General features: G+C 72.6%; 5 protein-coding genes. All 5 read right to left on the bottom strand.

All coding sequences use genetic code 11. The features are described from left to right. On the bottom strand, positions 1-1,571 hold a 1,571-nt coding region (locus tag CV1CTNOD_RS21930), incomplete at its 3' end, for an ABC transporter ATP-binding protein (protein WP_207386601.1). Next, a complete protein-coding gene (locus tag CV1CTNOD_RS21925) occupies positions 1,568-3,385 on the bottom strand; it encodes an ABC transporter ATP-binding protein (protein ID WP_207386600.1) in 1,818 nt (605 codons plus the stop codon). The genes CV1CTNOD_RS21925 and CV1CTNOD_RS21930, both read right to left, overlap by 4 nt. Next, a complete protein-coding gene (locus CV1CTNOD_RS21920; protein WP_207386599.1) occupies positions 3,382-10,161 on the bottom strand; it encodes a non-ribosomal peptide synthetase in 6,780 nt (2,259 codons plus the stop codon). Before CV1CTNOD_RS21920 ends, CV1CTNOD_RS21925 begins: the two co-directional genes overlap by 4 nt. Next, complete coding sequence (locus CV1CTNOD_RS21915; protein WP_207386598.1) at positions 10,158-11,555, bottom strand: salicylate synthase; 1,398 nt, start codon at positions 11,553-11,555, stop codon at positions 10,158-10,160. The genes CV1CTNOD_RS21920 and CV1CTNOD_RS21915 overlap by 4 nt, the downstream gene beginning before the upstream one ends. 58 nt (positions 11,556-11,613) lie before the next feature. Further along, positions 11,614-13,245 (bottom strand): (2,3-dihydroxybenzoyl)adenylate synthase, encoded by a 1,632-nt coding sequence (locus CV1CTNOD_RS21910; RefSeq protein ID WP_131787850.1) that lies wholly within the window; start codon positions 13,243-13,245, stop codon positions 11,614-11,616. Between the last annotated feature and the right edge of the window lie 93 nt (positions 13,246-13,338).

The following is a 13,338-nucleotide window of genomic DNA, read 5'->3' as shown; positions in this document are numbered from 1 at the left end:
ATAGCGCGCTGGATGTGGACGTCGTTCTCCGGGTCCAGCGCGGCGGTCGCCTCGTCCAGCAGCACGATCGGAGCGTCCTTCAGCAGTGCCCGCGCGATGGAGACCCGCTGGCGCTGTCCTCCGGACAGCAGCGAACCGCCCTCCCCGACCCGGGTCCCCATCCCGTCGGGCAGCTCATCACCGTCGAGGTGTCGGCCGGCCGCATCACCGGGTTTGGCTGTCGAGCTGGCCGTACCACCGAGGCCGGCCAGTTCCGCCGCCGCCTGCACCTCCTCGTCGGTGGCGTCGGGACGGCCGAGCCGGATGTTCTCCTCGAGTGTGCCGTCGAACAGGTAGACATCTTGGAAGACGATCGAGACCAGCGCCATCACCTGCTCCGAACCGATTTCGGTCACGGGCACACCGCCGATGCGGATCTCACCGGTGTCGACGTCCCAGAACCGGGCGATCAACCGGGCGATCGTCGTCTTCCCCGCACCGGACGGTCCGACCAGCGCGGTCATGGTGCGCGCGGGAAGCTCGAAGCTCACGTCACGCAGCAGCGGCCGTTCGCCGTAGCCGAACCCGACGCCCCGGAACTGCACGTCCGTTCCGCTCGGGCGGACCGGGACGGATGGTTCGGGCAGCGGCGCCGCGCTGAGGACCCCTTCGATCCCGCGCAGGTGGCCCTGAGCGAGGCGCATCGCCGCGCCGAGATCCGCTGCGGCCGCGAGCGGCTCGATGAACCGGATCATGAGGACGAGGACGCCGGCGAAGGTCGCGGCGTCGAGGGTTCCGCCGAGCGCACGGTCGGCGCCGAGTACCAGCACGGCCGCGAAGACCAGGCGGACGGTGAAGCTGAACGCGACCAGCCCGGGGACCGACTTGCAGGCCAGCGCCCGGTCTCCGTCATGCTGGGCGACCAGCGCCGCGTCCAGGGCCGCGTAGCCCTCGGTCGTCCGGCCGAAGGCCCGCAGCACCGGCTGTTTCTGACCGAACTCGACCAGCCGCACCGATGTCTCGTCGACGATGGCGTCGCGGGCCGCGTCGGCCCGCCCCACCGTACGGTTGCTCCAGGCCAGCACCGCGACCATGACGGGTGCGGCGAGGGCCACCGCGGCCGCGAGGCGGGGGTCGACGACGACTAGCGTGACCACGACTGTCGCCGGGACGACGGCGGCAGTGACGGCCGGGCGCAGCAGGTGCGCGGGAATGTTCATCACCGCGAGGACGCTTCCGCTGGTCAGCCGGGCGAGCTCGCCCACCCGCGCCGCGTCGAACCAGCCCAGCGGCAGCGTCACGATGCGCTCCCCGAGCCGGTGGTGCAGTACCCGCGCCACGTCGGCGCCGGCACGGAACGCCGCGTTCTGCGCCCGCCAGGTCAGCGCGACGTAGGCCGCGGTCGCCGCCGCTATTCCGGCGAGCCATCGCCACGCCGTCGAGGACCGCTCGCCCAGCAGGGCGTCGAAGAACGGCACCACCAGGGCATAGCCGAGCCCCTGGGCGGCGGCGGCGAGGGCCAGCGCGGCGATCAGACGACGCAGCGCAGCGCCCTCGGATCGGCCGAGGACGGCCAACAGCGTTCTGATCACGACAGGGTCTCCTGTTCGATCCGCGCGCGGGACGCGTCCCGGTCGGGCGGGCCGGTCGCGGCCACGGCGGCGTGCTGGGCGTCCCACATCCGCGCGTACCGACCGCCGAGCGCCAGCAGCTCGTGGTGGCGCCCCCGTTCGGCCACCTGCCCGTCGGCGAGCACGATGATCTGGTCTGCCTCGACGACACTCGCCAGCCGGTGCGCGATCACCAGCAGGGTCCGCCCGGCCGCCGCGGCGGACAGCGCCTTCTGGATAGCGGCCTCCGCATGCGGGTCCGCGTAGGCGGTGGCCTCGTCGAGGACGAGGATCGGGGGGTCGGCGAGGAGCGCCCGGGCGATGGCGATCCGCTGGGCCTCGCCGCCGGAGAATTCGACGTCCGTGCCGACCACCGTGTCGTAGCCGCGCGGCTCGGCGACGATGCGGTCGTGGATCCGCGCGGCGCGGGCGGCGCTCTCGATCCGCTCCCGCGTCGCCTCGGGGCGGCCCAACGCGATGTTCTCCGCGACGGACATCCGGAGCAGGCCCACGTCCTGGAAGACGAAGCCGACAGTCCGGTAGAACGTCCGCGGGTCGATGTCCCGGACGTCCACCCCGCCGAGAGTGATCGAACCGTCGGTGACGTCGAGGAAACGCGGCACCAGTCGGGCGAGCGTCGACTTGCCCGCGCCCGAGCGTCCCACCAGCGCCGTGACTGTGCCCGGGGCCAGCTCCAGATCGATACCGCGCAACGCGGGGCGCTTCCCGTCGTAGGAGAAGGAGACGCCGCGCAGCGCGACCTCGACACCGTCCGGGGCCAGCGGCCGTTCCGGGACGGTCTGAGCAGGGGTGTCCAGCACAGCGGCGACGGCCACCGCGGCGGTCCCGCCGGTCCGCAGCGCCTGCAGCCGGGTACCGATGCCCGACACGGCGCCGGCCACACCCGGCCCCAGCAGAGCGAACGCGACCAGGTCCGGCGCGCCGAGCTGATCGGAGGTCACCAGGGCGGTGCTCGCCGCGAGCAGGAGCAGGACGACCACGGGGGGCGCGACGACGATCTGGGACGCGGTGGTGGTGGCGGTGGTGTCGGCGACCCACCGGGAGAAGAAGGAGTGGAAGGCGTCCGCGGCGCGGACGAACCGCTCGTGCGCGACGCGGGCCCGACCGAAGGTCTTGATGACCGCGATGCCGTCCACGAACTCCACCACCCCGCTGTTGATCTCCGTGGCGGCGCGGGCGTAGTCGGCCATCTTCGGACCGACGCCAGTCATCGCCCGGGCGAACAACCAGATCCCCGCCAGCAGCGGGACGAGGCAGAGCAGAGCCAGCCGCCAGTCGACGCTCAGCAGGTAGGCCAGCGCCGTCACCGGGACAACCACGACGGTCGTGGCGTCGAGCAGCGTGTGGGCCACGAGGTAGTGCATCGCGTGCACGTCGTCGTGGACGACCTTCTTCACTGTTCCGGAGCCGCGGGTCGAGAACCATCCCAGGGGAAGGCGACCCATCCGATCGGCGAGCGCCCGGCGCAGGCTGAGCTGCAGGGCCGCGTCGCCGAGATGGGTGAGGGTGACCGCGGCGGCGCCCGTGAGCAGGCTGATCGGCGCGGCCGTCCCGCAGACGACGACGGCACGCCACACCCGCGCCTCGTCGACCGGGGGCTCCAGCAGCATCCTGGCTATCTCGGCGACCGCGATCAGCGGCACCACTCCCACCGCGCTGGAGACGGCCTGGAGTGCGACCGCCACCGCCAGCCGGGCGCGCAGCGGTGCCAGCAGCCGGCGCAGGGCGGCGAACGCGGTGGGCCGGACCTCGTTTTCGCTGCTTGGTGCACTCACAGCGCACCTTCCTCGTAGTCGCCGTCGTCGGTCCCGACGCCGAGTTCGCCGAGTTCGGCCGCCAGTCGTTCCACGGTTGGCGCGGCCAGGAACCGCCGGATGGCGATCTCGACGCCGAAACGCGCGCGCAGCCGGCCCACCAGCCGGAGCGCGAGGATGCTGTCCCCGCCCAGAACGAAGAAGTTCGCGTCCCGGTCGAGGACCTCAGTGCCGAGCAGGTCGCGCCAGAGCGCGGCCACGACGGACTCGAGGGGGCCGGTGGGCGGCGTCGCCGAGGAATCTCCCCGGGTGGCGTCCAGCTGGTTCAGCACGGCCCGGTCGACCTTGCCGTTCGCGGTCAGCGGCAGCGCGTCGAGGAGGGTGAGGCGAGGCGGGATCGCGTAGGCGGGAAGCCGTTCGGCCAGGAACGTGCGGGCCCGCGTCAGGGTCCGGTCGTCCGCCGCTGCGGTGTCCTCCCGCGGGGCAGCGGCGGCCCGCCGTTCCAGGAACGCGTGCAGCGACCGGCGCCGAGGTTCCCCGACCGCGACGACCGCGGCCCGGCGGGTGTCGGGGAACGCCTCCAGCGCCGCCTCGATCTCGGCGAGCTCCAGACGATGCCCGCCGATCTTGACCTGGTGGTCCATCCGGCCGAGGAACTCCAGCGTGCCATCCGGCCGGTAGCGGCCCAGGTCACCCGTGCGGTACCACCGGCAGCCTGATTCGTTGACGAACCGTTCCGCGGTGCGCCCCGGATCGCCGCGATAGCCGCGGGCGACACCACGCCCGCCGATCCACAGCTCCCCGGACGCCCAGTCCGGCCGGTCACGTCCCCGCCCGTCGACAACCCGGTACCGCTGGTTCTCCAGCGGGAAGCCGTAGGGAACGGATCGCCAGTCCGGCCCCGTCCCGCCGGCGGTCTCGAAGGCGTTCGACCAGATGGACGCCTCGGTGGCGCCGCCGAGAGCGACCAGGCGACATCGTCGCTCCTCCCTTTCCCGTAGCCGGTCCGGCAGGTCGAGCCCGACCCAGTCGCCCGAGACGAGGGCCAGGCGCAGCCCGATCGGAGCGGTGTCCTCCTCGGCCGCGATGAGAAGCATCTCCAGCAGGGTCGGCACGGTGTTCCACACCGTCACGCCGTGGGCCCGGGCGAGCGCCAGCCAGCGGCCGGCGTCGCGGCGTTCCTCCTCGGCCGGCAACACCAGCGCGCCGCCGACGCCGAGGAGCCCGAACAGATCGAAGACGGACAGGTCGAAGTCGAGCGCGGACAGCGCGAGTACCCGGTCGTCGTCGCCGAGCCCGAAGCGACCCGTCACGTCGGCGACGGTGTTCGCGGCGGCATCGTGGCTGATCTCGACGCCTTTAGGGGTGCCGGTCGAACCAGACGTGAAGATGACGTAGGCCGGGCTGTCCGGGTCGACGGCAACCGGGGCGGCCAGCGGCGCGTGCTCTTGTGCCCGCCGGGCCGTCACGAGCCGTGGGCCCGGTCCGTGGCCGGCGGTGGCCGGGTCCCCGACGAGGAACCGGATGCCCGCCTGCTGGCACATCGCCGCTCGGCGCAGCGCCGGCTGCTCCACCCCGATCGGCACGTAGCAGCCGCCGGCTGCCAGCACGCCGAGGACGGCGACCACCTGGTGCGGGCCCTTGGGTAGGGTCACCGCAACCGGCTCGCCCGGTTCCACACCGTCCTCGACCAGGGCCGCCGCCAGCCGCAGCGCCCGCTCGCCGAGCTCGCCGTAGGACATCGACCGCGTCGCGCCGTCAGTCTCCCAGACCAGCGCGGTCCGCTCCGGTGCCCGCTGTGCGGCGGCGAACGCGGCGGCGTGCAGCAGCTGGGGGGGCCGGTCGACCGCGGTCGCGTTGACCCGGTCGCGGACCGCGCGCTGGCTCACCGGGAACGGATCCGGCGGCGGTGCGGACCAGTCGTGGTCGGCCAGCCAGGCGAGCAGGTGGATGTAGGCATCGAACATCGCCTCGCATACACCCGGGCGCAGCAGGCCCTCCACCGAGTCCCAGCTGACCTGCAGACCGCCGCGGACCGAGAGTACCTGGTTGTCCAGGCACACCTGCGGGGCGGTGGAGATGCCGTGGACCTGTTCGGGAAAGCCGTCGGAGAGGTCCATGGACACTCCGTCACCGACCCCGATCGCGCTGGTGAAGACGACCGGCATCGTCTGCATGCCGCCGGTCGCGCGGGCCAGTTCGCGCAGCAGCCAGGTGGGGGAGACGTCGCGGTGATCGAGGTCGGCGCCGAGGCGGCGTTGCAGGTCGGCGGCGGCGGCGAGCCAGTTCCCGTCCATGTCCGGCCGGTAGTCCGCGAGGGAGAGGGTGGTGAAGTCGCCGAGTATCCGGTGGATGTGCGGATGAACGTCCTGCCGGTTGAACAGCGTGAGGATCACGGTCAGGTCGGGACTGTCGCTCCAGGCTCCGAGTACCTCCGCGTAGGCGGCGAGCAGGACCGTCGAGGGGGTCAGGCCGTGGGCTCTCGCGCAGTTCCGCAGGGCGTTCCAGGACGCCGGCGGAAGCCAGTGTTGCTGCCGCGTGAACCGTGGACTGCTGATCTGGGCTGGATCGAGGGCTGTGGGCAGCCTCGGTGCGGGGGGGAGGTCGGCCAGCCGCTTGCGCCAATGGGCCTGGTCCGCCTCGACCGCGTGCGCCTCCGGCCGCACCTGCGTGACGTAGTCCCGGAAGGAGACCTGCACGGGTGGCAGTGCGGGATCCTGACCGTCGGGGGTGTGGTAGATCCGGTCCAGCTCCGTGAACAGAGTCATGATCGAAAGCGCGTCGAAGACGATGTAGTCGAGCCCTACGGTCAGCCGCAGGCGGGTGCGTCCGCCGGTCCGGTACCGCACCGCGCCGACCTCGAACAACGGCCACCGCGTCAGGTCGACCTGGCGATGTGAGCGGTCGGCGCGCGCTTGTGCGAGCGCGACCTGCGCCTCATTGTCGGTCACGTCGGTGAGATCTATCCGCACCGGGGGTGTCGTGGGCAGGATGCGCTGATGGCCGTCCTCGTCGAACACGGCCCGCAACATCTCGTGCCGGGCGACAAGGATGTTCCAGGCGCGTTCCAGCCGGCCGAGGTCGAGGTCGACCTCGGCGGCGTCGAATTCGCTGTAGTGCCAGGTCCCGACGCCGCCGAGGGGCAGACGACTGTCACGGCCGACCCAGTAGGCGCGCTGGACGTCGGTGGGTGGGAACGGCTCGTGCCGCCGGTCCTCATCGGCGACGAGTGGCCGGATCGCCGAAGCATCCTCGGCGCGGGGTGCGCTGCCGGCGCAGTCCAGGTCATCGGCGTCCTTCGCCGTCGGCGCTTCGGCAGGGTCGACGAACTGCAGGCCCGCGGCGAAGGAGGCCAGCGTCGGCGTGGCGAACAGGTCGGCGAGCCGGGCGCCGGCCAGACCCGCTGCCCGCAGCCGGCCCAGCAGCGTGGTGGCCAGCAGCGAGTCGCCGCCGAGGGTGAAGAAGCTGTCGGTCCGGTCGACGGTGTCGACGCCGAGCAGGTTTGACCAGATCACGGCGAGTGCCCTCTCCACATCGCTGCGGGGCGGGTCGGTTCCTGCGGGGCGTCCGTCCACGCGCGCGGTCAGCTCGGTGGCGAGGGCGCTACGGTCGAGTTTGCCGTTGCCCGACAACGGCAGGTTCGGCAAGACCACCAGATGGTCGGGGCGCATCGCGGCGGGGAGACGATCCCTAAGCCAGTCGGCGAGCTCACCGGCCTCGACGACTTCGGTCAGCGCGTCGAGGCCCGCCGGGTCCGGCGGGCACACGACGAGCCCGATCCTTCGGGTGGCGGCCTCAAGGACGGTGGCCGCCGCGTGTCCGACCTGTGGATGCGTCCCCGCCGCTGCCTCGATCTCGCCGAGTTCGATGCGATGGCCCCGTACCTTCACCTGATGGTCGGCGCGGCCGACAAACTCCAGGACGCCGTCGGGCCGGTAGCGCGCGAGATCGCCGCCGCGGTACCAGCGGAGCCCGTCGTGCCGGATGAAGCGGTCCGCGCTGCGTTGCGGGTCTCCCCGGTAACCGCGGGCGACGCCGGCCCCGCCTATCCACAGTTCGCCGGTCACCCAGTCGGGGCAGTCACGTCCTCGCGGATCGACGACCCGGGCCCGGACGTTGTCCAGCGGCACACCCCAGGGCATGGCGGTCCATCCGGGCACCTCGGCGTCCCGGGCGGGTCCGACCTCGAACCAGGTGGAGTGGATCGCGGCCTCCGTCATGCCGCCCAGGGCGACGAACCGGGCCTGCGGCACCAGGGCGCGCAACCGTGCGGGCAGGTCCAGCCCGATCTGGTCGCCGCCGAGCAGGACGGCTCGCGGGAGCGGACGGCCGGCATCCCGCGGCGGCGTGCCGGACTGCTCGGCCGCGGTCAGCAGCATGTCGAGCAGGGCGGGCACGGTGTTCCAGATGGTCACCTTGTGCTCGGTCACCGCGCGCCACCAGGCGTGCGGGTCGCGTCGGTGTTGCTCGCCGACCAGTACCAGCGCCCCACCCGCGCCGAGCAGTCCGAACATGTCGTAGACGGACAGGTCGAAGTCGAGCGCCGAAACCGTGAGCGCACGGTCCTCCCGGTCGACGCCGAGCCGGGCGTTGAGGGCGTCGATGGTGTTCGTGGCGGCGGCGTGGCTGACCTCTACCCCCTTGGGCTGCCCGGTGGACCCCGAGGTGAACAGGATGTAGGCGAGGCTGGCGGGGTCGACGGGTACCGGCGCGGTCAGCGGCGCTCGTGTGCGCGCGTCGCCGAGCAGCACGGGTGTGGGGCCGCCGGCCGCCGTCACCGCGGCGAGGTGGTCGTCGTCGGTGAGCGCGATGACCGCCGCGGACCGGGCGTGAATGGCTGCCCGGCGGATGGCGGGCTGGTCGAGGCCGACCGGCAGATAGGCGGCGCCCGCGGCGAGCACGCCGAGTACGGCGACGACCTGCCCGGTGCCGCGGGGCAGCGTCACCGTCACCGCGTCGCCCGGACGGACTCCGCGTTCGGTGAGCAGCGCGGCGACCCGCAGCGCGGCCCCGGCGAGCTCGCCGTAGCTCGTGCACCGGTCGCCATCGATGATCGCGACCTGGTCCGGGTCCGTCTGCGCCCGGGCGAACACGGCACCGTGCAGGGTTCGGGCCGGCCGATCGACGTCGGTGGTGTTCACCTGGGCGCGCGCTCTCGCCGCCTGCGCGGGCACGAGCGGACCGACCGGCCGGTCCCAGGCGGCGTCGTCGTCGATCAGCTTGTCGACGAGGTGTCGGTAGGCGCCGAATGCGGCGTCCACAGCGCCGGGGAAGAGGCTGTCCACCCGGACGTCCCAGTTCAACAGCAGTCCGCCGTCATGCTCGGTGACCTGGGCGTCCAGCCAGACCTGCGGACCCTGGGAGATGATCCACGCCGGCCGGCCGAAACATCGCTGCACGGCGTCGGTGTAGATGTCGCCGAGTCCCAGCGCGCTGGTGTAGACGACCGGCGCGAGCACGGGTGCGCCCGCCTGCCGGGACAGGTCCCGCAGGACCTCCACCCCGCCGTACGCGCCGCGCGCGATGGTGGCCGCGAGGGTCGACTGAACCGTGCGCGCCCGGGCCACGAACGGCAGGGGAGTGCTGACGTCGACGTCGACCAGGACCGAGCTGGAGAAGTCGCCGACCAGGCTGTCGACGTCGGGATGCAGTGCCTCGCGGTCGAAGAGCGGGAGGTTGAGCAGGAACCGGGGAGTCCGGCTCCACGCACCGACGACCTCCGCAAACACGGTGGCCAGCGCGGCCGCCGGGGTGATGCCGCGAACGCGGGCACGCCGGATGAGACGCTGTCGCCGGTCGGCGTCGATCCAATGGTCGAGCCGGGTGCTGCGGGCCGGCGTCCCAGGCCTGCCCGCATCGGGTCGCAGCGGCAGCTCGGGCGGGCCGGGCAGGTCGGCGAGCCGCTCGCGCCACCAGAGGCGGGCGCGGTCCCGCTCCGGAGCGCGTCGTGCCCGCCTCTCGGCCAGGTAGCGGGGATACCCGTAGGTGATCGGCGGCAGCGGCTGGTCCGGCGCCTCGTAGTGTCGACGCAGGTCCTCCAGCAGGATGCGCATGCTCAACGCATCGGCGACGACCATGTCCAGGTCGATGTGCAGGCGCGTCGCACCACCGGGCAGCAGGGTGAGCGCTATTTCGAGGACCTCGCCGGCGGCGAGGTCCATCGCCCGGTGGGTGTAGTGCTCGCGCAGATCGGCCAGCCGGCGGTCGACCTCCGCCGGTGGAAGGTCCCGCAGATCGCGGACGGGGAGGGCGACGTCGGTGGGCGGCGGAGCGATCCATCCTTGTCCGTCGTCGGTGACCCGGGCGCGCAGCATGCCGTGCCGGCTGACCAGATCGGCCACGGCCGTGTGCAGCCTGTCGGGATCGACTGCGGCGCCGTCGAGCTCGGTGTAGAAATGCGCGGCCACGCCGCCGAACGGCTGGCCGGTCTGGCGGCCGATCCAGTACGCGTGCGCCATGGTGGCGAGGTCGAACCGCTCGGTGTCGCCGTCCTGGGAGGCGGGTTCGACGCCGATCCGAACCGCGCAGTCGCCGGGGGGGCGCGCGGGTTCGGCCGAACCGTCCCAGGCCGCGCGCAACGCCTCCCACCGGCGCAGGGTGGGCTGCTCGGCGAGTTCGTCGAACGTCGCGTCGATGCCCTGACTGCGCCACGTGGTGACGAGCTGGATCAGGGACAACGAGTCCAGGCCGAGGGAGAACAGATCCTCGTCGGGGTCGAGCTCGTCGGGCGGTAGGTCGAGCGTGCGGGCCACCTCGGCCCGCAGATGGCCGGCTTCGTCGGGGACGAGGGTGGTCACGCTCGAACACCTCCGGCGTCCGCCGCGACGAGGTAGGGGGCGATGCTGGCCAGCTTCTCGCAGGTCTCGGTGTACTCCCGGTCGGGGCGGGAGCCTGCGACGACGCCAGCGCCGGCCCGCAGCCAGCTGCGGCCGTCCTGGGTGAACACGGCGCGCAGCGCCAGGGCTGCGTCGAGGGTTCCGTCGTGCCCGACCTGGAAGACGGCCCCGGCGTACAGCCCGCGCGCGCCGGGTTCGAGGTCGGCGATCTCCCGGCATGCGGCCGCTTTCGGGATGCCCGAGGCCGTCACGGCGGGGAACAGCACCCCGATGGCGTCCCAACAGCTCGCGCCACCGCGCAGCCGTCCTTCGACGTGCGAGCCCAGGTGCTGGACGCTGCCGCGTGCCCGGACGGACATGAAGTCGCGGACCGCGACGCTGTCGGGCTGGCAGACCGTCCGCAGTTCCGCGTCGGAAGCCCGAACGGAGATGGCGTGTTCGTAGAGCTCCTTGGGATCGGTACACAGCTCGCCGCGGTTGATCCGGTCGCGGTCGCCACCCAGGCCGAGTGCTCTCGTCCCGGCCAGCGGCTGGGTGCGCACGAACCCGTCGGCGTCGACCTCGGCGACGGTCTCCGGGCTGAACCCGGTGGCGCGCATCCCCGGCAGGTCGAGCAGGAACGTTCGTGCGGGTGTGTTCGCCCGGCGTCCGTGCAGACAGGTTCGGGCCAGGTCGACCTCGAAGGGAACCGGAACCCGCCGTGAGAGGATGACCTTGGCCAGGTGGCCGGCCTCGATCCGCTCGACGGCCCGCGCCACGGCGCTGCGGTAGGCGTCGCCGTCGGGTGTGTGCACGTCGACCGGCGTCCTGCGGCCGGCCGGGGGGCGGTCGCAGGACGCGCCGGGAAGCCGTGCCGCTATGTCGAGGACGCGGTCCAGGGTCCTGTCGTCCACCGCGCGGACGTCGATCGAGGTTGTACTGATCCGCGCCTCGACCCTCGGGACGACGAGCTGTGCCAGTGGCGCCGGATCCGCGCCAGGGCGCGGCAGGGCGACGGGCCGCTCGTGTGCCTGCGCGAATTCGAAGGCCAGCCATCCGTAGCCGTGCCAGTCCATGACAGGAAGGTCGGCGGTGAGCTCGGCCAGCGCGCGCAGCGGGGACCCGGTGTACGGGTGTTCGATCCGTTGGTCGCCATAGCGGACCACGGCTCGGTCGTGGTGGACCGAGACAGCGCAGAGCACCCCGGCGGCGTACCACCAGTCGTCGCCGCGTTCGTAGAGGACGCAGTGCTCCGCGAGTCCGGCGGCGGCCAGGGTCGTGGCCAGCGCGGCGGGATCGAACCGGCCGCGGGTCGACCGGGTCCGGTAGACGGCCGGTTCGCTCGGCGGCGGCGCGGTGTCCAGAAGTGTCGTCACAGGTGATCGTCCATCCGGAGCAGGGTCGGTGGGATCGGTGGGTACCGGGCGGTTGGCCTCATCGGGCCGGGGGTGTCAGCAGCCGCGCGAGCGCCACTTTGTCGATCTTGCCGACCGGTGTGAGGGGCAGGTCAGGGGCGGCGTGGACCCGGTCCGGCGCCTTGTAGCCCGCGAGTCCGCGTGCGGCCAGGTACCGCGCGAGGTCGCGGGTTCCCGGGGGATCGCCGTCACAGACCAGGAACGCGACGGCGCATTCGCCCCAATGGGGATCCGGCGCGGCAACCAGCGCGGCGGCCCGCACCCGCGGATGGGCGCGCAGATGCTCCTCCACCTCGGCCGTCGCGATCTTCTCCCCGCCGCGGTTGATCTGTTCCTTGACCCTGCCGACGACGACGAGGTGTCCGGAGGGGAGCCGGCGGACGAGGTCTCCCGTCCGGTAAAAGCCGTCGGCGGTGAACGCGCGGGCGTTGTGGTCGGGTGCGCGGTAATAGCCGCGCAGGGTGGCGGGACCGCGGGTGAGCAGCTCACCCACCTCGCCGTCGGGCACGGCCCGCCCGGCGGCGTCGACGACGAGCACCTCGTCGGCGGCCGAGGGCGGCCTACCTTGCGTCGTGTGCCGCAGGTGGTCCGCATCGTCCAGGCGGGTGTAGTTCACCAGCCCTTCGGCCATCCCGAACACCTGCTGCAGCCGGACACCGAGCACCGTCTCGACCCGCCGTGCCTCGTCGTCCGCCAACCGCGCACCGCCGACCTGCAGCACCCGCAGGCTCGACAGGTCCGGACGGCTGGTCTGGTACTCCTCGATCCAGGCGGGAACCAGCGGCGGGGTGAGGGCCGTGACGGTGACCCGCTCACGTTCGATGAGGCGCAACGCGGTGTGCGGGCTCGGGTCGCGGGCGATGACGACCGTGCCGCCGGCGCTCAGTGTCCCCAGGACCCCGGGGGCCCCGAAGGCGAAGTTGAAGCCGATGGGCAGGCTCACCAGGTAGACCGACTCCGGCCCGAGCTCGCAGGCTTCAGCTCCCTGGCGCGCCGCGTACAGGTACTCGTCGTGGGTGCGCGGAATGAGTTTCGGTACACCCGTCGAACCGCCGGACAACAGCAGCATGGCGAGCGCTCCGGCATCGTCGACGGTCTCGGCCCCGGCTCGCGTGACCGGCCCGGATCCGTCGGCCAGCAAGGCTGACCAGGGCAGGACGTCGTCCCCGCCGGGGTCGCCGAGGACGATGACCCGACGCGGGGGGGCCAGCGCGTCGCGTACCTGCCGCGCGAGTGCGTGGCCGTCGAGCCGGCCGGCACGATCGGCGACGACGTAGGTCGTGGCGCCGGACAGCTCGGCCAGGTGCCGGATCTCGGCGTGACGGTGAGCGGGCATCGCGTGCACCGGGACGGCGCCGAGCCGGGTCAGCGCGAACCACAGGTGCAGGAACTGCACGCGGTTGGGGAGCTGGACCACGACCCTCTCCCCGGGTCGGATCCCGGCCCGGTCGAGACCCGCGCACAGCCGGTCGGCGTGGGCGTCGAGGTCGGCGTAGGACCACCGCTCGGCGCCGTCGACCACGGCGGTGCGTGGCCCGTGGCGGGCCGCGAGGTCGCGCAGTAACGCGCCGAACGTGACGCCGGCCCAGTGCCCGGCCTTGCGATAGCGCGCCGCATCCGTCTCCGGGCAGCGCGGCCAGTCCTCAGGCATGTGTCGTGACTCCTCGGCAGATGGGGTCATCTAGGCTTACTGTAGATGAAATTCATGTTCAATAAAGCCCAAGGTTCCATATGATCGCGATGC

It is taken from the genome of Protofrankia symbiont of Coriaria ruscifolia (genome assembly GCF_900634745.1).
In the GTDB taxonomy this organism is placed as follows: Bacteria; Actinomycetota; Actinomycetes; order Frankiales; family Frankiaceae; genus Protofrankia; species Protofrankia californiensis.
Note: the sequence above shows the minus strand (reverse complement) of the source record. Positions and strands in the feature narration are given on the sequence as shown.